The following is a 21111-nucleotide window of genomic DNA, read 5'->3' on the forward strand; positions in this document are numbered from 1 at the left end:
AATGGCGCTACTCGCCATTCGCCACTCGCCGCTCAACCCGTATTCCTCAGCCCCGCCGAGATGCCGTTGATCGTGAGCTGGATTCCACGCAGCACCTGCTCATCCGGGTTCTGCGCGCGGTGCTCCTTCAACAGCTCGACCTGCACATGGTTGAGCGGATCGAGATAGGGGAAGCGGTGGCGCACGGAGCGCTCCAGCAGCGGGTTGCTCTGAAGCAACCGATCCTGGCCCATGATGTCGAGCAGCGTCTCGATGCAGGAATGCCATTCGCGGCGGATACGACCGAAGATCTTCTCGCGCAGGGCTTCGTCCGGCACGAGTTCGGCATAGCGCGAGGCGATCGCGATCGAGCTTTTCGCCAGCACCATGTCCATGTTCGAGAGCAGCATGCGGAAGAACGGCCATTCCCTGTAGAGCTCTTTCAGGAACGGCATGCCCTGGTCGGGATGATCAGCGATCCACTGCTCGACCGCGCTGCCAAAACCGTACCAGCCCGGCAGCATCAGGCGGCATTGCGCCCAGGAGAACACCCAGGGGATCGCGCGCAAATCCTCGATCGCCCGGGTCTTCTTGCGCGAGGCCGGGCGACTGCCGATGTTGAGCGTTGCGATCTCGTTGATGACGGTGGAGGCCCAGAAATAATCGACGAAGCCGTCGGTCTCGTAGACGAGGCCACGATAGGCTTTGAAGGCGAGGTTCGACAATTCGTCCATCGCGGTCAGGTATTCGCGGCGCGGCGCGCTCTGGCGCGGATTCAGGAGACTCGCCTCCAGCGTCGCCGCGGCGAGGATCTCCAGATTGCTGCGGCCGACCTCGGCGTTGGAATATTTCGACGAGATGATCTCGCCCTGCTCGGTGATGCGAATCTGGCCGTTCACGGCACCGCCGGGCTGCGCGATGATGGCATCATAGCTCGGCCCGCCGCCGCGGCCGACCGAGCCTCCGCGGCCGTGGAACAGGCGCAGCCGGACGTGATGCCGCTCGAATACTTCGACGAGCCCGATCTCGGCCTTGTAGAGCTCCCAGCCCGAGGTGACGAAGCCGCCATCCTTGTTGCTGTCGGAATAGCCGAGCATGACCTCCTGCACGCTGCCGCGGCTGTCGACGAGGCGGCGGTAATCGTGCAGCGACAGCATGCGGTCCATGATGCCGGCGGAAGCCTGCAAATCCTCGATGGTCTCGAACAGCGGCACGATGTTGATGGCGCTGCGCCCGGAGGGATGGACGAGGCCGACCTCCTTCAAGAGCACCGCGACTTCGAGCATGTCGGACATGCCCTTGCACATCGAGATGATGCATTGGGGGATGGCGTCCGAACCGAACTTCGCATGCGCTTCCGCGGCGGCATGGAACACGTTGAGCTCGCCCATCGTTTCGTCGCTGTATTTGACGAAGGGCGAGACCAGCGCGCGCGTTGAGCGCAATTCGTTGGTGAGCAGCGAAATGCGGGCGTCCTCGCCGAGCGCGAGATAGGACATGCCGGGGTTGGCAGCGTCCATCAGCTCGGCGATGGTGCGCTCATGCACGGCCGAGTTCTGGCGGATGTCGAGCCGCGCCAGATGGAAGCCGAAGCAGTCCACCGCGCGCCGCAAGCGCCGCAGCCGGCCGCGGGCGATGACGCGGGCATTGTTGGAAATCAGCGAGCGGTGCAGCACGTCGAGATCGGCTTGTAGCTCCCTGACGCTCTCGTAAGGCTTGCCCTTGCCGACCGGCCGGCGGGTGATCTCGACCTCAAGCTTTTCGGCCGTCGCGGTGAGGCGCGCATAGATGCCGGAGACCGCGAGGCGATAAGGCTCGCCGCTTCGGTGCGGCGAGGTGTCCGGCGAGCGTTCCGCGAGTGTGCGCAGCTCTTCGGAGACGTCGGCGAGATGGGCTGCGATGGAAAGTTCGGAGCCGAGCACGTGCAGCTCGTTGAGGTAGAACTGCATCACGCGGCTCGACTGCAGCCGCAGCGTGCCGCGCATCACGTCGGCGGTGACGAAGGGATTGCCGTCGCGATCGCCGCCGATCCAGCTGCCCATGCGCAGGAACGAGGCGAGCTCGCTTGCCGCCTGCTCGCCGCCCTCCTCCAGCCGGTCTTCCAACGCGTTGACCAGGCGCGGCACCTCGCGCAGGAAGGTGTAGTCGTAGAACGACAGGCCGTTGGAGACCTCGTCGAGCACGGTGAGCTTGGTCCGACGCAGGAGATTGGTCTGCCACAGCGTCAGCACCTCGCGGCGGAGTTGCTCGTCGCTTGCGGCGGCCTCCTCCGCGGTCAGCGCAACGCGCTCGCGGCGGTCGAGCAGGGCTGCAATCTCCATCTCGCGGTCCATGGTGCTCTTGCGGCGGACCTCGGTCGGGTGCGCGGTCAGCACCGGGCTGACCAGCGCGGACTTGAAGAAAGTGCGCAGCGCGTCGGGGCCGATGCCCGCCGCCTTGGCATGGGCGAGCGTTTCCGCCAGCACGCCGGAGCCGCCGTTCTTGCCCGCGCCGCGGGCACGCATCTGGCGGATGTTGTTCTGGTCCTCGGCGATGTTGGCGAGATGGGAGAAATAGCTGAAGGCGCGGACGATCCGCACCGTCTCGGAGGTCGACATGCCATCGAGGATCTGCTCGAGCTCGCGGCGCGCGAGCCGGTCCTCGTCGCGATGGAAGCGGATCGAGGTCTGGCGGATGCGCTCGACCAGATCGAACACGTCAGCGCCCTCCTGGTCGCGCACGGTATCGCCGAGAATGCGCCCGAGCAGGCGGATGTCGTCGCGCAGGCGCGCATCCGCCTCCATCGCCTGGACGTCCTCCGGGCGGTTGGGGCGATGCTCAGTGGCGTCGGATGATATGGTCTGGAGGGACATGGCTCGCTCCCCTTTAAGAGCTCCCTGGCTCCTCGGTCCGGAGGAGTGTGCGATATTTGTCTACCGCAGTGCAAGATGAACTTGGTGGCGGCGCGGCAGAACAGCGTACACACGTCCTCGGTCTCGCGGCGCAGGCGCCCGAGCTTTGCTGTCCGTTTCGCCCTCATCGAGAAGAAAGGGCGCAGGGAAGGCCGGGCGCCGGCTGGCACCCAGGGTCCGCACGCGAGAAACGCACGCGGGGTGACCACAGGTGACGCCGGGACATCCCGGCCTTCCCTGCGCAACGGTTTTACGGCTTATGGCGCGCTCTCCCCGGGGAGCGATGCACTATTGCCCCCGCCGCCTTGCGGTTGACTGATGCGCGCGGTCCGGTCGGGCCGCTTCACCACCGCAAGCCTTGACGCACAGACCCCGGGCGTCAGGACCACACGCTTTTGCCGCCGCGGACGTCCCTCCCAAACATTCGGAAGCTCGCGCGTGCTCGCCCCCGAAGCCGAAAGGAAACGCTGTGACCGCGCCGTGTCGATCGCGCGGATCGCGATGGCTCACAGGCGTAGCCCGCCCTGCCACCTCGTCACGCGCCGGCGCTACCGCGTCCATCGCATCCCGGCCTACGTATCGTGACGATCGCGAAACGTCCCTTTGACGGGCCGGGATGCCTTGCGGTTTAACCGAAAGCGTGAATTCGGTCAATCAGAATATTTTGTGCCCCTCTCCCTTGACCTGCATGTGGCGTGATTTGCCCGTCGAGGCCGGGCAAGAATTGGTCGTTGGCGGCCTCAGGCCGGAACGGACCGGCCGATTGCGAGCCGCTGCCGGATATTGGTCCAGAATGCCTCTGGAGCAGCCAAGATGCGCTGCAGGAGGGCTGCAAGGATACATCGGCAAACAGCAAGCGTCTTTGCGAGCGCGGCCAGAAACCCGTCAAAGCCAAGGATGTTGAGCGCACGGGTGAAGTTGTAGCAGAGCGCCATCAGGCTCCATTCGCCGCGGACCTTGTCGAAGCCGCGGACCAGGAAATGACGATAGCCGGCACGGCATTTGAGCGTGCCAAACGGATGCTCGACAATCCCGAACGACGGCGCATCAGATCGCCCGCGCCCTGCATGCGCGCGCGGTGACGTTCGAGAACATCTTCATGCTCCCAGCGACCGATGGTCCGGTAGGTCGTGGTCGGTGAGAGACAGCGGACCTTGAGCGGGCAGGTCCTGCAGATCGCTCCGCGGGCTGCGTAGCGGATCTCGATGCGGCCGCTGGTGTTCTTTTGCCTGCTCTTGAGCGGATGCAGCGGCTGGCCCGCGGGACAACGGTAGGTGTCGGTTGCGCCGTCATAGTTGAAGTCCTTGAGCGCAAAGCGGCCTTGCTTCTCGAGCCGCGCGTTACCTTCGGGCAGCGGCACATAGGCAATGATGCCCTCGTCCTCGCACGCCTTCAGCTCGAAACTGCTGTAATAGCCCTCATCGGCCAGCGCCTGCAGTGTCTCGGCTCCAAGGGCTTCTTTGGCCGCCTTGGCCATCGCAGAGAGCTGTCGAACATCGCTGCTGTCATTGACCACCTCGCTTGCGACAATGAGCTTGTGCTTGTCGTCAACCGCGGTCTGCACATTGTAGCCTGCAATGCCCTGACCGTTCTTGACCAGAAGCCGGGCGTCCGGATCGGTCAGCGACAGTTGTGTCTCGCCATTCTCTTCCAGCCGAGCGAGATCGGCCTCGGCACGCGAACGCTTCGCCATCAGCGCCGCGACCTTCGCACCGATATCGCCGCCATCTCCTCGGCCATCACCGCCCGCGCGGTCCTTCCCCACCTTCTTGGCTTCTGCCGCATCATTGTCTTCGAGAGACTTGCGGTAAGCCTCGATCTCCTGGTCCAGCCTTGCGATCTGGTCGCCGAGCCGCTTGCGCGTGAAGATGGAAGCCTTGCTGGCGTCGCCGTGGAACAGGGAGCCATCAATCGCAACGATCGTGCCGCCGACAAGCCCAAGCTCCCGAGCCAGCAGCACGAAGCTCCGGTTCGCGGCCTTCAGGGCCTTCCAGTTCTCCTTGCGGAAGTTGGCGATCGTCCGATAACCCGGCTTCAGTCCCTTCAGCAGCCAGATCAGCTCCAGATTGCGGCCAGCTTCCCGCTCCAGCCGGCGCGACGACCTGACCTGGTTGATGTAGCCGTAAAGATAGAGCTTCAGCAGATCGGCAGGATCGTAGGGCGGCTGCCCGACTTCTTCCGCGCCACGATCCGCGTGGCGGAAGCCAAGCTTTGCAAGATCGAGCGCGCAAACGAAGCTCTCGATCGCCCGGACCGGATTGTCCGGCCCGACATAGTCCTCAATCCGCGCAGGCAGAAGACTGGGTTGTTCCCGGCTCTCGCCGGTCTTGAAAGTGCGATTCGCCATAAGACGAATCCTACATCAACTCCCAAAAAGCGCCGTTCTTGCCCAGCCTCGTCGGGCAGCGCGAGGGATTGGGCGCGCAAGCGCCCGAGCTGCCTCCTTCCACCCGCACTGGTCGGGTAAAGATACAAGTCAGCAGTCAAGTCGGGCGGGCCAAATGAAAGGCGCTGTCGCAAGGTGGTCTCGCGGCTCATGAGTGTTCATAGCACACGGCGGAGCGGCGACCACCCTTGGTACGGTCCGCTCCAGGTAAAATAGCGCCGGCTCAAGTGCCCACGAATGAGGTCTGATTCACCCCAATCAGCTGAGGTCCTTCGCGTGAGTGCCAACAGGCGACCTTACTCGGTCGGCCACTGGCGGCGGACATTGGTCGATGCCAGCGGCACAAGAAACAGGCTCCGCCCCATACGCATGCGTTGATGGAACCGGAGTTCAGCTCGCGTTGTTTTCGGGTCAGGCGTCAAAGCAATATGGCTCAGAGAAGCCTTGTATACGTGAGTATAGTCGTCACAAGGCACATTCCTGATCGATCATTGGCCGCTGCGAGGCCAGGTTCGACCCGCCGTGCATCGTTAGCGATCGCCGGCGCTATTTGCCACTCCGGGGGCGAGAAGCAGCCCCGCAAGCCGGTACGAGAGATGCGTCGGTTGATTCATCGCTCGTGAGCAAGAGGTGATTATGCAACATCCGATTCAAGTGCCGTCGGTCGCGCTCGATTCGAATGGGCGCAAGCGCCCCGAGGAGGCACTGCGCGAGAGCGAGGAGCGCTTTCGCACTTTGGTGCAATTCTCCTTTGATGTGTACTGGGAAACTGACGCGCAGCATCGCTTCATCCGCCAGGAGTTCGCTGAGACACTTCCCGAACCGCCGGTCTCCGAGATCGGCAGGACACGATGGGAGGTCCCTTATCTGGAGCCTAGTGCAGAGGGCTGGCGCAAGCACCGGGAGATACTCGATGCCCGCCTCCCGTTTCGTGATTTCGAGCTCGCGCGGCCGACGCCCGACGGCGGCAAGCGCTATGTTTCCGTCTCTGGGCTGCCCATCTTTGACGAGACGGGGCAGTTCATGGGCTACCGCGGTGTGGGGCGCCACATCACGGAGCGCAAGCGCGCCGAACAGGCGCTGATCGAGAGCGAGGCCCGTTTCCGTACCTTCGTGGACCACGCGACCGATACGTTCATGCTCCACGGTGAAGACGGTCGCGTTCTCGATGTGAATCGAAATGCCTGCGAAAGCCTCGGCTACAGCCGGAGCGAACTGGTCGGGGCAACTGCGTCCTTGTTCGATCTGGAGATGGATGAAGCGACCTGGCGTATCAACCGCGAGCGCCTCAAGGCCGGCGGCATCGCTACGCTCGAGAGTCGCTATTGCCGAAAGGACGGCACTGTGTTTCCCGTCGAAGTGCGTATGCGGGAATTCTACGAAGGCGGCCAGTCACGGATCATTTGTCTGAGCCGCGACATCACCGAACGGAAGCGAACCGCCGAGACGTTCCGCGAGATGCAGGCTGAACTAACACGCGCCAATCGCGCGGCGGCAATGGGCCAGGTCACGGCTTCGGTGACACACGAATTAAGCCAACCAATCACCGCGATGCTCTGCAACGCAGAAGCCGCACTGAACTGGCTAGGAACTCAATCTCCGAATCTCGAAAAGGCACGGCAGGCGCTCGCATCCATTGTCGCAGAAGCCAAGCGAGGCAGCGAGATCATCGGTTGGATCCGTTCCCTGATCAAGAAAACTCCGGCGCCGAAGGAGAGCGTCGACATCAATGGTGCAATCCTGGACGTGATCACCATAGCCCGGAGCGAACTGCTCAAACATGATGTCTTGATCCAGACTGACCTCGCCCCGGGCTTGCCGCTCGTGAACGGATATCGCGTCCAGCTGCAACAGGTTGTTCTCAATTTGATCCTCAACGCGATCGAGGCAATGAACTGCCTCGACGTCGGGAGACGGAAGCTGCGGATCAGCACGGCTGTAGATGCCTCAAGTCTAGTAGTTGTCGCCGTGCGGGATAACGGTCCCGGATTTGACGTGGCAATGGTTGACCGCCTGTTCGAGCCCTTCTACACCACCAAGCCGGACGGGACCGGCATGGGGTTGTCGATCTGCCAAACGATCATCGAGGCGCACGGAGGACGACTTTGGACCCGTGCGAATGAACCACGCGGGGCCGTGTTTCTGTTTAGTCTGCCTTCGGAACAGGGGTGATCCACTTCGCTTTTCATGAGCGGGCGCTGCGCAGGCGGGAGCCCACGGCCTCAAACGCAGCACGTAGGATGGGTTGAGCCCTTGCGAAACCCATCATGCTGCGTCATAGGCGGGAATTGATGGGTTTCGCTTCTACCCATCCTGCGAGCTCTGCTCCCTGCGGGCGACCTCTGGCCTTGGCTCAGCGCCCTCAATTGCGCTGTGCGGTCCAGTAGCCCGAACAGCGCGCGTTTCCTGAATGGCCGCTCCACGTCCCGCGGCCAAAATTGCTGGAGAGCCTACCTGAGCCGGAGGCGAATTTATCCTGAACTGTCACCGACGCCCGAACTGCGCCGGAACGCGCCACATAGCCTCTGAACCTGACTAAATTCGGATGTGTCACTATTCCGTTGGTGATGTTGACGGTGAAGTTATAGGTCGCGTCGCAAGGTCCTCTTTGCGTCACGAAAACGAGGCCCCAGGAGCCGTCGAATGCAGAGCGGGCTTGCGCGACGGAGTGGAAGGCGACCAGGCAGCCCAGGATCGCCACACAGGTGAAAAGCTTCTTCATTGTCTGCTCCAAGCTGTCTCCCACACATGGCGAGCGAAGCTGGCGAGTTCAATGCGGCTCGCCGGGGGCCGGAGAAGTGATGTCGGCTACGGGTCCGAATGCGCAGAACTCAACCTGAGCAAATCTAGCACGGAGGATGGGTTGAGCCCTTGCGAAACCCATCATCGCTTCGTCATCGCCTGGCGGATTGATGGGTTTCGCTTACGCTCTACCCGTCCTACGAACTAAGGTTCCGAAGACGATCGACGTAGGCGGAAGAGTGGCCAGATCGCGAACGACATTACGATCCACCAGAAGCCAAGGAGGCAGAGCCCGAACCAAAGGTGATGTGCGCCTTGGCTGACCGACCCAGAACGCATCTCACGCCTATCGGTGGACATAGCACGTTCGACAGACGAACCAGCCAGGTTGCTGGCATCCAAACGACTGCGAAAACGGGCTCTGCAGCTCCGTGACTAACAACACCTATTGCAATCACGGCCAGCGCGCAGATCAATCCGACGACCAAGTGCAAAATCAAACGCATTGCGTCCTTAGACCTTCGTAAGCAGCGGACGAATCGATGGGTTTCGCTGGCGCTCCACTCATCCTACATCTACGCCTAGGCCGGCACGATCACCTTGCCGATCGGCCAAAGCGCGATGCCCGCGAGCTTCAGATGGGCCCAGGCGAAGGGGATGCCGATGATGGTGACCGCGAGCACCAGCGCGGTCACGAGGTGGCCAAGCGCCAGCCACCAGCCGGCCAGCACGAACCAGATGATGTTACCGATCACCCCGAGCGGGCCGGTGCCGATATCCTCGACACCGGTGACATCGTAGCGGCTGACCGCCTTCGAGCCGAACGGCAGCAGCGTGTAGACCGCGATGTTGAACGCCGCACGGGCCCAGGGCAGGCCGATGATGGTGATGGCCATGATGATCGCAGCGACCAGCCAGCCGAACGCCATCCAGGCGCCGCCGATCAGGATCCAGAGCAGGTTGAGCAGGATGGAAACGGGAGCCATGGGATGATCCGGAAGTGGATGACCACGTCTATATAGGCTCGAAATCTGTCGCCGCTAAGACGGACGTAGCCCGGATGGAGCGCAGCGCAATCCGGGGTCGTGCCACAAGCTGCGACGGTCCCGGATTACGCTTCGCTCCATCCGGGCTACGAACTGCGGCTAGATCTTCCGGCCCAGCTGCTCCCAATAGGGATCGCGCAGGCGGCGCTTGAAGATCTTTCCGGAGTCTTCGCGCGGCAGCCCGGCGCGGATCTCGATGTGCTTTGGCACCTTGTAATCGGCGAGATGGGCTTTCAGGCTGGCGCGTATGGAGGCTTCATCGAGCGCGACGCCGGCTTGCGGCTCGACCACCGCCATCAGCGCCTCGCCGAATTCGGCATCGGGGATGCCGAACACCGCGCAATCGTGCACGCCGGGCACGGCATGCAGCACGGATTCGATCTCGGCCGGGTAGATGTTGACGCCGCCCGAGATCACCATGTCGCGCTTGCGGTCGCAGATGAAGACGTAGCCGTCCTCGTCGATATAGCCAACATCGCCGGAGGTGATGAAGCCGTCGCGATCGATCTCGACGCGCTTCTCCGGCTTGTTGTGATAGGTGAAATCGGCCATATCAGGCATGCGGGAATAGATCTCGCCGATCTCGCCGACGCCGAGCACGCGGCCGTCCTCGCTGAGGAAGCGCAGCTCGGCGCCGGGCGAGATCTTGCCGACCGTGCCGGGCTTCTTCAGCGCGTCCTCGGAGGTCGCGAAGGTAACGGCGCCGGATTCGGTCGAGCCGTAGAATTCATAGATCACCGGCCCCCACCATTCGATCATGGCGCGCTTGACGTCGGCCGGACATGGCGCGGCGGCGTGGATGACGTGGCGCAGCGAAGAGACGTCGTACGTCTTGCGGACCTGCTCCGGCAGCTTCATCAGGCGGATGAACATGGTCGGCACCATGAAGATGGTGTCGACCTTGTAGCGCTCGATCAGCTGCAAAAACTCCTCCGCCTCGAAACGCGGCATCAGCACCAGCGCGCCGCCGAGCTTGCCGGCACGGATGCCGAAAGAATTCGGCGCGGAATGATAGAGCGGGCCCGGCAGCAGCGCGCGGGCGCCGGGCTTGAGCCCGTAGATCATCGCGCGCATGCGCTCGCCGGCGGCCTGCTGCTCCAGTGTCGGCGCATTGCGGCGGACGCCTTTGGGATGGCCTGTCGTCCCCGAGGTGTAGATCATGTTCATCGGCTGCGGCACGACCGGGCCGTCATAAGGCTGGTGCTGCGCGAGCCAGGACTCGAAATCGATTGCGAAGTCCGGCGTCGCCAGATGATGGGGATCGATCTTGTAGCTGGACAGGATCTCCGGCGGCGTCGGCACGCTGAGCACCGTAACGCCTCTCGGGATCGCATCGCGCAAGGCATGCAGCATATCGGCATGTCCGATCAGCACGGACGTGCCAGTATCTCCGAGGATGTAGTTGATCTCCTCCGGCTTGAAATGCCAGTTGATCGGCACGCCATAGGCGCCCAGACGCATCGCGGCGTAGGCGGCCTCCAGGAAGGCGATGTCGTTGCGCATCAGCATGCAGACGCAATCACCTGGCTTGACGCCGAGCTTGGCGAGGCCGGAGGCGATGCGATCGGCACGGTCAGCGATTTCGGCGTGGGCACGGCGGCCGCCGGAGACGATGCCGAGGAATTGGGACGTTTCGCTCATTTTTGTTTTCCGATCTTTCGTCGGGTTAAGAAATGTGGAGACCACCAGCCCGTCGCTCCGGGGCGATGCGAAGCATCGAGCCTGGAATCCATTTCACCTCAAAAAATGTGGCTCGATGGATTCCGGGCCTGCGTCTACGGCGCATTCCGGAATGACAAGTTGCTAATCCGCAAATTTCGGCGCGCGCTTCTCCAGATTGGCGCGGACCGCCTCGGTCTGGTTGGCACTGCCGATCAGCTTCTGCTGCTCGACGGATTCGGCGAGCAGCGCGGGGCCCGGATCGACCGAGAGATTGTTGAGCAAACGCTTGCCGGCGCGGATCGCATCGGGACTCTTGCCGGCGATCTCGCGCGCGACTTCGAGGGCGCTAGCGCGCGGGTCGTCGCAGATGCGCGTGGCGAGACCGTAGGTCATCGCCTCCTGCGCGGAGAAGATGCGGCCGGTATAGGTGAGATCGCGCAAGATATCGTCGCGCACGAGCGAGGCCAGGATCGGCGTGCCCGCCATATCAGGGACGAGGCCCCATTTGATCTCCATCACCGACATCCGCGCGTCCGCCGAGAGGAAGCGCATGTCGGCGCCGAGTGCGAGCTGGAAGCCGCCGCCGAAAGCGACGCCGTGCACGGCCGCGATCACCGGCACCGGAAGCTGGCGCCAGCCCCACACCGCCTGTTGCGGGAAGTTCGCCTGGCCATGGGTGCGCTTGGTGAGATCACGATTTTCGCCACCCGGAATTCCGTTGCCACCTTTCTCCTTCATGGCGGCAAAGCGCCCCATGTCGAGGCCGGCGCAGAAGGCGCGGCCCTCGCCGGACAGCACGACGACGCGTACACTCTTGTCGTTCGAGAGACGCTCGGTTGCGGCGACAAGGGCCTCGAACATGGCCTGATCCAGCGCATTCATCTTGTCCGCGCGCACCAGCCGGACGTCGGCAACGCCTTCCGAGATCGAGATCGAGACGCGCTCTTCCATGGATGAATTCTCCCCTGTTCTTGTTCGGTGCCGCTTTACAGGAAGCCGGCGGCCAGATTTAGTCAATCGACCAATTAACTGACAATCCGTACGGGAGAAACAGCCATGTTCAAGGAAAATCTTCTGGCCGGACGGCGCATTCTCGTCACCGGCGGCGGCACTGGGCTGGGCAAGTCGATGGCGGCGCGGTTCCTCCAGCTCGGCGCCGAGGTGCACATCTGCGGCCGGCGCAAGATCGTGTGCGACGAGACCGCGACCGAATTGATGGATCTCCATGGCGGCCGCGTCACCAGCCACGGCGTCGATATCCGCAACGCGCTCGCGGTCGAGGAGATGATCGAGACCATCTTTCGCGACGGCCCCCTCACCGACCTCATCAACAATGCCGCCGGCAATTTCATCTCGCGCAGCGAGGAGCTCTCGCCGCGCGGCTTCGATGCCGTCGCCAACATCGTCATGCACGGCACGTTCTACGTCACCCACGCGGTCGGCAAGCGCTGGATCGCCTTGAAGCAGCCCGGCAACGTCGTCTCGATCACCGTGACCTGGGTGCGCAACGGCTCTCCTTACGTGGTGCCATCGGCGATGAGCAAGTCGGCAATCCACGCCATGACGATGTCGCTCGCCACCGAATGGGGCCGCTACGGCATCCGCCTCAACACCATCGCGCCGGGCGAAATCCCGACCGAAGGCATGAGCAAGCGCATCAAGCCCGGTGATGAAGCCGGCGCACGCACCAAGGCGATGAACCCGATGGGCCGCGTCGGCACCATGGAGGAACTGCAGAACCTCGCAGTGTTCCTGATCTCCGGCGGCTGCGACTGGATCAACGGCGAGACCATCGCCATGGATGGCGCGCAGGCGCTCGCGATGGGCGGCAATTTCTATCAGCTCCGCGACTGGAGCGACGACGACTGGAAAGCCGCGCGCGAGAGCATCATGGCGCAGAACGAGAAGGACCGGGCGAAGCGGGGGTAGTTATCGTCGTCCCGGCGAAGGCCGGGACCCATACGCACTGAATTTTGTTTGGCGAAGATTGGTCACGACCAGTCTTCGTCAAATTGCGTTCAGTGGTTATGGGTCCCGACCGTCGCCGGGACGACGGCGTTGAGAGAGTTGCGCACTCTCCCTCCCCCACCTTGTCTTCACCTGCGGATGACGCCACACTTCCCCGCATAAAAACAAGACGCGACGGGAGAAACATGACCACACAGCCATTGGCCAATCTCGCCGACATGGTGCGCGAGCGCGCGACAAGCCGCGGCGACGCCATCGCCTACGAGTTCGAGGGCCGCCTCACCAGCTTTGCAGAGTTCGATATCAAGACGAACCAAGTCGCCAACGCACTGATCGCGATGGGCGTGAAGAAGGGCGACCGCATCGCCTATCTCGGCAAGAACAGCGACTTCTATTTCGAGCTGTTGATGGGCGCGATGAAGGCCGGCGTGGTGATGGCGCCGGTGAATTGGCGGCTCGCGGGACCCGAGGTCGCATTCATCGTGGAGGACTGCAAGGCGCCGGTGCTGTTCGTCGGGCCGGAGTTCATCACGCTCGTCCGCCAGATCAAGGACAAGCTATCGAGCGTACGGACAATCATCACCACCGAGGGCGGCGCGCCGGAATGGCCGGATTTTGCGGCCTGGCGCGATGCGCAGAGCGGTGAGGACCCGAAGGTGCCGATCGCTACCCGCGACATCGCGATCCAGCTCTACACGTCGGGCACGACGGGCAAGCCGAAGGGCGCGATGCTGTCGCACGCAAACTTCCTTAACCTGGTGCAGTCAGGCAATGCCGAAGACAAGCCGGAGTGGAACCGGTGGTCAACCGACGATGTCTCGCTGGTGGCGATGCCGGTCTTCCACATCGGCGGTTCGGGCTGGGGCGTGATGGGGCTCTATCACGGCGCGCGCGGCGTGATCGCGCGCGAGTTCGATCCGACAAAAGTGCTGGATTTCCTCGAGCAGTCGGGGATCACAAAGCTGTTCATGGTGCCGGCGGCGATGCAGTTCGTGGTGCGGCAGCCACGCGCCAGGACAGTCGATTTCTCGCGCCTGAAATACATGCTCTATGGCGCCTCGCCGATACCAGCGGCGCTGCTGAAGGAGTGCATCGAGGTTTTCAAGTGCGGCTTCGTGCAGCTATACGGCATGACCGAGACCACGGGCACGATCGTCGCCCTGCCGCCGGAAGACCACGTCGAGGGTCTGGAGCGGATGCGTTCGGCCGGCAAGGCACTGCCGGGCGTCGAGATCGCGATCCTGGACGTGGACGGCAAGCCACTGCCGCCGCGTGAGGTCGGCGAGATCGCGACGCGCTCCGGCTCGAACATGGCCGGCTATTGGAACCTGCCCGAGGCGACCGCCGCGACGCTGCGCTCGGACGGCTGGCTGCGCACCGGCGATGCCGGCTACATGGACGAGGACGGCTATCTCTACATCCACGACCGCATCAAGGACATGATCATCTCCGGCGGCGAGAACATCTACCCCGCCGAGGTCGAGAGTGCGTTGTGCGATCATCCCGATGTCGCCGAGGCCGCCGTGATCGGCGTGCCCGACGACAAATGGGGCGAGGCGGTGAAGGCCGTCGTGGTGATGAAGCCGGGCAAGCAGGCGAGTGCCACCGACATCATCAACTTCACCCGCGAGCGCATCGCCGGCTACAAGACGCCGAAGAGCGTGGAGTTCCTGCCGGCGCTGCCGCGCAATCCATCAGGCAAGATCTTGCGGCGGCAATTGCGCGAGCCGTATTGGGCGGGGAAGGACCGAAGGGTGAATTGATCGTCATTGCGAAACCGAAGCGATGAACAATCCAGCATCCCGCCACGGCGACATTCCTGGATTGCTTCGCTCCGCTCGCAATGACGATGTAGAAGCAGATGCACACCTCTCTCCTCCGTCATTGCGAGGAGCTCGCGACAAAATTGCGGAGCAATTTTGCGCTGATGCGACGAAGCAATCCAGACTGTCTCTGCGGAAACTCTCTGGATTGCTTCGCTCCGCTCGCAATGACGGCTAATGTTTCCCCGGCCCCATATAGCCGAACAAAAACCCCGCCACTTTCCGCATCTGGATCTCCTCGCTGCCCTCGGTGATCCTATAACGCCGGTGGTGGCGGTAGATGTGCTCGAACGGCTTGTGGCGTGAGTAGCCCATGCCGCCGTGGACCTGCATGGCGCGGTCGGCGGATTCGCAGCAGAGGCGGTTTGCCCAGTAGTTGCACATCGAGACGCGGTCGGAAAGCGTGCGCTCGATCTGCTCCTCGGTGAGCTGGTCCATCTCCCAGGCGGTCTTGCGGATCAGAAGACGCAGCATCTCGGCCTGCGTGGCGAGCTCGACCAGCGGGAACTGGATCGCCTGGTTCTCGGCAAGTGCCTTCCCGAACGGCTTTCGCTCGCGCGCGTACTTCACGCTCTCGTTGATGCAGTAGACCGCAGCTCCCAGCGAGCTCGCGGCCTGCCGGATACGGTTCTGGTGCACGAAGCACTGCGCCAAGGACAGGCCGCGGCCGACCTCGCCGAATAGCGCATCCTCCGGCACGAACACGTCGGTAAAGCTGACGCGGGGATGGTCGGTCGGCATGTTGAAGGTCCACATGTATTCTTCGACCTTGACGCCGTGGCTCTTCGCCGGCACCAGGAAGCAGGTGATGCCGCGCGCATCGCCATCATTGCCGCTCGTGCGCGCAAACAGCGCGCAATGCGTGGCGACATGCATGCCGGTCGTCCACATCTTCTCGCCGTTGATGATCCAGCCCTTGACGTTATCCCGGGTCGCCGGCACCGCACGCGTCTCCATGTGGGTCGCGTCCGAGCCGTGATGCGGCTCGGTCAAGCCAAAGGTGATGCGGTACTTGCCTTTGATCGAGCCGTCGATCATCGCCTTCTGGTCGTCGCGGCCGTAGCGGTCGAGCATGGTAACGACGGGGAAATTGCCGACGATGGAGTGCTCGTTCTGGAGGTCGTTGTGCAGGCCGAGACCCTTTGCGGCAAAATGCTCGCGGATCACGGCCATCCAGAGATTGGAGCCGTCCTTGCCGCCATATTGCTTCGGCACCGGAAAGCGCAGATGGCCGGCGGCGTCCGCAAGGTCCTTGGCCTTGCGCAGCAACACCTCCCATTCGTGGCGTGGCAGGCCGCCATTCTCGAAATCGGTGCGCGCCCATTCGCGGCGGTGATCGAAGAAGCGGATGTTGTCGTCGGCTTCTTCCAGCGGCTTGATCTCGCGTTCGATGAAGCGGTCGAGCTCTCCGAGATAGGCGACGAGATCGGCAGGCAATGAGAAATCCAAGGGCTCTCTCCCGGAATGATTTTTCGTTTTGCGTTAAGGCGCTACGCGCATTCTTGCTTCGCATGATTAAGCGGAGAAGAGCGCATCCAAGTCAAGCAAGCCGAGACGTGTGAGGCGCGCAAGGCGCGCTTGCGCAATTCGATGGTGTTCAGACGCACCCGCGCGCTACTATGCCGGCAATATTCCTTCACGAGAAAATGCGGGAGCGATCATGGAGCTGAAATTTTCGAAGGTGGAACGCAAGGGCCCGATCACGATCGTCACGCTGTCGCGCCCCGAGGTCTACAACGCGCTGCACACCGATGCGCATTTCGAGCTCAACAAGGTGTTCGACGACTTCTCCGCCGATCCCGAGCAATGGATCGCGATCGTCACGGGTAGCGGCGACAAAGCGTTTTGCGCCGGCAACGATCTGAAGTGGCAGGCGGCGGGCGGCAAGCGCGGCTGGGACAAGGGCGGCTTTGCCGGCCTGACCTCGCGGTTCGACTGCGACAAGCCGATCATCGCAGCGGTGAATGGCGTCGCGATGGGCGGCGGCTTCGAGATCGCGCTGGCCTGCGACCTCATCATCGCCTCGGAGAACGCGACCTTCGCTCTGCCCGAGCCGCGCGTCGGCCTAGCCGCACTCGCCGGCGGCCTGCATCGGCTGCCACGGCAGATCGGGCTCAAGCGCGCCATGGGCATGATCCTCACCGCACGCCATGTCAGTGCCAAGGAAGGCCTCGAGCTCGGCTTCGTCAACGAGGTGGTGCCGCAGGACGAAGCACTCAACGCCGCGCTGCGCTGGGCAGAGATGATCACCAAGAATTCGCCGATGTCGATCCGAGCCTCGAAGCAGGCGATCCAGAAGGGGCTTGGCGTCTCCCTGGAGCAGGCGATCGAGGAGCAGCGCGAGTATCCGGCGGTGAAGGCGATGGCGGCGTCGCAGGATTACATCGAGGGCCCGAAGGCGTTCTCGGAGAAGCGGCCGCCGAAATGGGTGGGGAAGTGACCGCGCTCGGCGCCGTCATTCCGCGCGCCCTAACATCACTGGTGTCATGCCCCGGCTTGACCGGGGCATCCAGTACGCCGTCGCTTCTCCGTATGTCACTGCCGTCTCTCGAATACTGGATCGCCCGCCTGCGTGGGCGATGACAGCTGAGAGCTTGGATGACGAGTACCACAAACTCGTCATTGCGAGCCAGCGCCGCGGGAAGCGCGGCCCGATGACAGGCTCCGCGAAGCAATCCAGAATCTTTCCGCGGAAGCAGTCTGGATTGCTTCGTCGCATCAGCGCAAAATTGCTCCGCAATTTTGTCGCGAGCTCCTCGCAATGACGGAGCAGGTGGCTACGCCTACCCGCCTCGCCCGAGCTCCCGCTTGTATGACGCGTAATTCGGCTGATCGACTGCGAGCTTGTCCATCGTGGTCGCCCAGAGGTGCTCGGCAAGGCCCGGCGTTGCGAGATCGACCTCGCCTTTGGCGATGCGATCGGCGAGCGCTTGATTGAGCTCGGCGACGGAGCCGTCCACGCCCAGCAGCGCGCGCAGCCGCTCCACCTCCCGTGCATCGCTCTCCTCCTCCCGTGTCAACTGCCGCGTGACGAGGTCGAGGATGTTGATGGCGACGCGCAGCTTGAAGGCCTGGTGGCCGGAGATCAGCGGCGTGATGTCGTTGCGCAAGAAATCTGCGACTGACTTGGTCAGCTCGATCGGTGTGGGTTCGTCCTGCATGGTCAACTCCCGCGCGGCGCCAGCAGCCGCAACAGATCGATCTCGGTCTCGGACGCGCGGCGGCCGATCATGGCGCGCTCCATGGAATGGTCGGGCCCCTCGCGGAACCGCTGCATCATGCCGCCGCACATGATGCCCCAGCGCAGCGTGCCCATCACTTCCCAGAATTTCACGCGCGCCGGATCGACCTTGCGGCCCGCGGCCTCATAGCCCGCGAACAATTCCTCGCGCGAGCCAAAGCCGCCGACCGGCTTGTCGATCTCGCCGAAGCGCCAGGAGTTGACGCAGACCCAGCCGAGATCCTCCATGGGATCGCCGAGATGGGCGAGTTCCCAATCTAGGACCGCACGGACACCGTCGGCGCCGATGATGAGATTGCCGTTGCGGAAATCGCCATGCACCAGCGTCTCCACGGCCGAGGGGCCGGGATCGTGATCGCGCAGCCAGCGCAGCGCCAGCTCGAACACGGGCTTTGGCCAGTTCAGGCTGCGATAGTCGCGCTCGAACTCGCCGATCTCCTTCGTTGCGGTCATGCGGCGCAGCTCGGGCAGCTTGTCCAGCGGCAGCCTGTGCAGGCCGGCGAGCACGCCGCCGATCTGCCGCGCGAGATGCGGCCGTGCAGCTGCGAACTCGTCATCGCGAAGGATCTTGCGGGCGATGGTCTCGCCCTCGACCCGCTGCATGATGAAGCCGGTGCCGAGATCGTCCTCCGGCGCGAGCACATGCATCACCCGCGGCGACGGCACGCCGGCCTCGTATGCGAGCTGCATCAGCTGCGCTTCAGCGGCAAGACCGGCCGCACGCGTTGGCGCAGCGCCATAGCCCTTCGGCGAGCGGCGCAGGATCGCGCCGATCGGCCCATCAGGATGCACGACGTCGAAGCGCCAGGTTTCCTGGCTGGCGCCGCCCGAGAGCTTTGCCGCGCCGGTGACGCCGGTCGCACCTTCGCACCAGCGCACCACGCTGCGGGAGAGTTCCGCCTCGATCATTTGCCTTTGAACTGCGCGGGCCGCTTCTCCAGGAACGCGCCGACGCCCTCGCGAAAATCCTGGGTGTCGCCGGCGCGGAGCTGGCACTGGAATTCAAGGTTGAGCTGATCCTCGAAGGAATTTTCCGGGCTGTCCCAATAGAGCTTGCGGATCAGCGACAGCGCGACCGTCGGGCCGCTGGCGAGCTCGCGCGCGAGCTTCATCGCTTCCTCCATCAGCACGCCGTCATCGTAGACGCGGTTGACGAGACCCCATTCCAGCGCCTTCTCGGCCGGCAGCCGCTCGCCCATCAGCGACAATTCGATCGAGCGCGCCCGGCCGATGAGGCGCGGCAGTAGCCAGGTCGAGCCGCAATCGGGCACGAGACCGATGCGGCGGAAGGCTTGCAGGAAATACGACGAGCGCGCACACAGGATCATGTCGCCGAGCAGCGCGAAGCTCATGCCGGCGCCGGCGGCCGGGCCGTTGACCGCAGTGATGATGGGGCAATGCAGGTTGCGGATGCGGCGCAGGAAGGGATGAAAGCCGGTCTCCAGCGTCAGGCCGGCCTTGGTCTTCTTCGACTGATTGTTGCGGCCCTGGAGATTCGCGCCGGTGCAGAACGCCCGCCCCGCGCCGGTCAGCACGACGCAGCGCACCTCGTCCCTCTTCTCCTCGATGGTGTCAAGCGCTTCGGCAAGACCGCCCAGCATGTCCAAGGAGACTGCGTTCATCACCTCCTGATGGTCGAGCTTGAGGATCGCGACCGCGCCATCGAAATCGAGCGTGACGTGTTTGAACTGCATGGTTTCCTCGTCAGTTGCGGGCCTGCGTCAGTTTCGCAGACCGGAATTTGTTTTGCCGGGGCGCATATTTGATTTTTGGCGCGGCCTTGTCCATGGTGATCGGGACATAGCAAGCAATCTTGTGCGCAGCGGCTGACGCGCGCCATGCCAAATATGGGAAACGCGCCATGAACCTTTTCGACCTCACCGGCCGCGTCGCCGTGATCACCGGCGGCAATGGCGGCATCGGGCTCGGCATCGCGCAGGCGCTCGCCGGCCAGGGCTGCAACGTCTCGCTCTGGGGCCGCAATCCTGACAAGAACAGAAGCGCTGCCGCGAGCCTGGCCGACCTTGCCGGCAAGGTCGATACCCGCGTCTGCGACGTCACCGATCCGGCCTCGGTCAATGCCGCGATGAAGGCGACGCTCGACACGTTCGGCCGGGTCGACGGCTGCTTTGCCAATGCAGGCATCGGCGGCGGCGGCCGGCGCTCCTTCATCGAGCGCACCGAGGAGGAATGGCGCACGATGTTTTCGACCAATCTCGACGGCGTGTTTCATGCGTTCCAGGCCGCGGCGAAGCACATGACCGAACGCGCCAATGCCGGCGATCCCTTCGGCCGGTTGGTTGCCACCTCGAGCCTCGCCTCGATCTTCGGCACCGCGCGCAACGAGCACTATGCGGCGACCAAGGCCGCCATCAACGCGCTGGTGCGCGCGCTCGGCGTTGAGCTGGCGCGTTACGGCGTCACCGCGAACGCGATCCTGCCCGGCTGGATCAAGAGCGACATGACCGCCGGCATCATGGCGAACGACAAATTCGTCGCCAATGTGATGCCGCGCATTCCGGTGCGCCGCTTCGGCGAAGCCTCCGATTTCGGCGGCATTGCCGTGTATCTGATGAGCAAGGCGTCGTCGTATCACACCGCCGATACGTTCGTGATCGACGGCGGCTATACGGCGTTCTGATTTTTTGTAGGGTGGGCAAAGGCGCTCTTGCGCCGTGCCCACCATAGGCATCTTCCAATGTCGTGGTGGGCACGCTGCGCTTTGCCCACCCTACGGCTTCTCGTTTTGTCAGCGCAGAAGGGAATGGGCAAATGTTCTCGCACGTCATGATCGGCACCAACGACTTGGACAAGGCCAAGGCGTTCTACGACAAGCTGCTCGGCACGCTTGAGGTACGGCCGGCCAGGGTCGACGGCCATCGCATCTTCTACATCACCAAGACCGGTGTGTTCTCGGTGTCGAAGCCGATCAACGGCGAACCGGCGACCTGCGCGAATGGCGGCACGATCGGCTTTGCTTGCAATTCGCCGGAGCAGGTCGAGGCTTGGCACGCGGCCGGAGTCGCCGCCGGTGCAAAATCGATCGAGGATCCGCCTGGCATCCGCCAGGGCCCCGGCGGCAAGCTCTACCTCGCCTATTTGCGTGATCTCGACGGCAACAAGATCTGCGCGATGCATCGGCTGCCGGCGTGAGCTAGCTACATCCACCGCTGTCATTCCCCGCGAAAGCGGGGAATCCAGTACGCCGCGGCTTCTCGATTCAATCACTGCGGTCTCTGGAATACTGGATCGCCCGGTCTTCGCCGGACGATGACAGCGGAGAGTGAGGCGCGCGCCTGCCGCCTCTCGCCCAGCACCATTCAAACAACATTTCAAACGCCCGCGCAAAATTCCATCGCATGGCATGGCGCGC

17 protein-coding genes are annotated in these 21111 nt (G+C 63.4%); 6 read left to right on the plus strand and 11 right to left on the minus strand.

Annotated elements, in window-relative coordinates; all coding sequences use genetic code 11:
* Positions 1 to 32 precede the first annotated feature (32 nt).
* The 3 genes from ppc to XH85_RS32050 form a co-directional block, all read right to left on the minus strand.
* Entirely contained in the window at positions 33 to 2831 is a 2799-nt protein-coding gene (gene ppc / locus XH85_RS32040; RefSeq protein ID WP_128935040.1) for a phosphoenolpyruvate carboxylase, read from the minus strand.
* Between the two features lie 779 nt (positions 2832 to 3610).
* Positions 3611 to 3805: a hypothetical protein gene (locus tag XH85_RS32045; RefSeq protein WP_245473815.1), complete on the minus strand. Its 195-nt coding sequence runs from the start codon at positions 3803 to 3805 to the stop codon at positions 3611 to 3613.
* Positions 3805 to 5217 carry an IS1182 family transposase gene (locus XH85_RS32050; RefSeq protein ID WP_128935042.1) on the minus strand — a complete coding sequence of 471 codons (1413 nt, stop codon included), beginning with the start codon at positions 5215 to 5217 and terminating at the stop codon, positions 3805 to 3807. Before XH85_RS32050 ends, XH85_RS32045 begins: the two co-directional genes overlap by 1 nt.
* Positions 5218 to 5892: 675 nt before the next feature.
* Here XH85_RS32050 and XH85_RS32055 point away from each other — a divergent pair.
* Positions 5893 to 7428 (plus strand): PAS domain-containing sensor histidine kinase, encoded by a 1536-nt coding sequence (locus tag XH85_RS32055; RefSeq protein WP_128935043.1) that lies wholly within the window; start codon positions 5893 to 5895, stop codon positions 7426 to 7428.
* A 190-nt stretch (positions 7429 to 7618) separates the two neighbouring features.
* On the opposite strand, the gene XH85_RS32060 is transcribed toward XH85_RS32055, so the two are convergent.
* The 4 genes from XH85_RS32060 to XH85_RS32075 form a co-directional block, all read right to left on the minus strand.
* Entirely contained in the window at positions 7619 to 7978 is a 360-nt protein-coding gene (locus XH85_RS32060; protein ID WP_245473265.1) for a hypothetical protein, read from the minus strand.
* Between the two features lie 601 nt (positions 7979 to 8579).
* The gene (locus XH85_RS32065; protein ID WP_128935044.1) at positions 8580 to 8984 is read right to left on the minus strand and encodes a YccF domain-containing protein; all 405 of its coding nucleotides are present in this window, start codon (positions 8982 to 8984) and stop codon (positions 8580 to 8582) included.
* A gap of 159 nt (positions 8985 to 9143) precedes the next feature.
* On the minus strand, positions 9144 to 10685 hold the full coding sequence (locus tag XH85_RS32070; RefSeq protein ID WP_128935045.1) for an acyl-CoA synthetase: 1542 nt from the start codon (positions 10683 to 10685) through the stop codon (positions 9144 to 9146).
* Positions 10686 to 10847: 162 nt separating this feature from the next.
* A complete protein-coding gene (locus XH85_RS32075) occupies positions 10848 to 11657 on the minus strand; it encodes a crotonase/enoyl-CoA hydratase family protein (protein WP_128935046.1) in 810 nt (269 codons plus the stop codon).
* Positions 11658 to 11762: 105 nt separating this feature from the next.
* On the opposite strand from XH85_RS32075, the gene XH85_RS32080 reads away from it, so the two are divergent.
* Positions 11763 to 12635, plus strand: coding sequence for an SDR family oxidoreductase (locus XH85_RS32080; RefSeq protein ID WP_128935047.1), 873 nt, complete (start codon positions 11763 to 11765; stop codon positions 12633 to 12635).
* A gap of 224 nt (positions 12636 to 12859) precedes the next feature.
* Positions 12860 to 14437: a fatty acid--CoA ligase gene (locus XH85_RS32085; RefSeq protein WP_128935048.1), complete on the plus strand. Its 1578-nt coding sequence runs from the start codon at positions 12860 to 12862 to the stop codon at positions 14435 to 14437.
* Between the two features lie 234 nt (positions 14438 to 14671).
* Here the strand turns inward: XH85_RS32085 and XH85_RS32090 are convergent, their stop codons facing one another.
* Positions 14672 to 15946, minus strand: coding sequence for an acyl-CoA dehydrogenase family protein (locus XH85_RS32090; protein WP_128935049.1), 1275 nt, complete (start codon positions 15944 to 15946; stop codon positions 14672 to 14674).
* 211 nt (positions 15947 to 16157) lie between these two features.
* On the opposite strand from XH85_RS32090, the gene XH85_RS32095 reads away from it, so the two are divergent.
* Entirely contained in the window at positions 16158 to 16937 is a 780-nt protein-coding gene (locus XH85_RS32095; RefSeq protein ID WP_128935050.1) for an enoyl-CoA hydratase-related protein, read from the plus strand.
* Positions 16938 to 17280: 343 nt separating this feature from the next.
* Here the strand turns inward: XH85_RS32095 and XH85_RS32105 are convergent, their stop codons facing one another.
* From XH85_RS32105 to XH85_RS32115, 3 genes are read right to left on the minus strand one after another with little or no spacing between them, the layout of a single operon-like run.
* Complete coding sequence (locus XH85_RS32105; RefSeq protein ID WP_128935052.1) at positions 17281 to 17658, minus strand: DUF6285 domain-containing protein; 378 nt, start codon at positions 17656 to 17658, stop codon at positions 17281 to 17283.
* A 2-nt stretch (positions 17659 to 17660) separates the two neighbouring features.
* A complete protein-coding gene (locus XH85_RS32110; protein WP_128935053.1) occupies positions 17661 to 18647 on the minus strand; it encodes a phosphotransferase family protein in 987 nt (328 codons plus the stop codon).
* Complete coding sequence (locus tag XH85_RS32115) at positions 18644 to 19432, minus strand: enoyl-CoA hydratase/isomerase (protein ID WP_128935054.1); 789 nt, start codon at positions 19430 to 19432, stop codon at positions 18644 to 18646. Before XH85_RS32115 ends, XH85_RS32110 begins: the two co-directional genes overlap by 4 nt.
* 167 nt (positions 19433 to 19599) lie before the next feature.
* Between XH85_RS32115 and XH85_RS32120 the strand changes: the two genes are divergently transcribed.
* Positions 19600 to 20379 (plus strand): SDR family NAD(P)-dependent oxidoreductase, encoded by a 780-nt coding sequence (locus tag XH85_RS32120; RefSeq protein WP_128935055.1) that lies wholly within the window; start codon positions 19600 to 19602, stop codon positions 20377 to 20379.
* Positions 20380 to 20510: 131 nt separating this feature from the next.
* Positions 20511 to 20891 (plus strand): VOC family protein, encoded by a 381-nt coding sequence (locus tag XH85_RS32125; RefSeq protein ID WP_128935056.1) that lies wholly within the window; start codon positions 20511 to 20513, stop codon positions 20889 to 20891.
* The last annotated feature ends 220 nt before the right edge of the window (positions 20892 to 21111 follow it).

Source organism: Bradyrhizobium zhanjiangense (assembly GCF_004114935.1).
GTDB lineage: Bacteria > Pseudomonadota > Alphaproteobacteria > Rhizobiales > Xanthobacteraceae > Bradyrhizobium > Bradyrhizobium zhanjiangense.